The organism is Streptomyces sp. DH12, assembly GCF_020873895.1.
Classification (GTDB): Bacteria; Actinomycetota; Actinomycetes; order Streptomycetales; family Streptomycetaceae; genus Streptomyces.
The window spans coordinates 1-484 of record NZ_JAHWGT010000804.1; the positions used below are offsets into that span (position 1 = coordinate 1).

The following is a 484-nucleotide window of genomic DNA, read 5'->3' on the forward strand; positions in this document are numbered from 1 at the left end:
TCGGTCAGCGGCAGGGCGGCGGTCACCCGGAAGCCCCCGCCCTCGCGGGGACCGGCCTCCAGCGTGCCGCCCACGCTGCGCGCCCGCTCCCGCATGCCGACCAGCCCGAACCCGGGGGTGCCGCCGGGGTCGGGTCCGGTGCCGTCGTCGGTGACGCCGATGCGCAGCGTCCCGTCCCGGTCGCTCACGTCGACGCTTACGGCGGGCCCCGGGCCGGCGTGCCGGACCACGTTGGTCAGCGCCTCCTGCACCACGCGGTACGCGGCGGCCCCGACCGCGGGCGGCACCGGCTCCGTGACCCGCACGCGGTGCTCCACGCGGGCGCCGGCCAGGCGCGCGGCCTCCACCAGGTCGGGCAGCCCGTCCAGCCCGGCGAGCGGGCCACGGGCGTCCTCGGGGCCGCCGTCGTCCCGCAACACCTCGAGCGTGGCGCGCAGTTCGCCGCGCGCGGTACGGCAGGTGCCGGCGATGTCGTCGAGGGCCT

At 79.8% G+C, this 484-nt stretch carries 1 protein-coding gene; it reads right to left on the reverse strand.

Going from position 1 to position 484, the window contains the following annotated elements; all coding sequences use genetic code 11:
• Positions 1-484 (reverse strand): sensor histidine kinase (locus LPA54_RS37160; protein ID WP_228984874.1); only part of this gene is annotated, 484 nt, incomplete at both ends.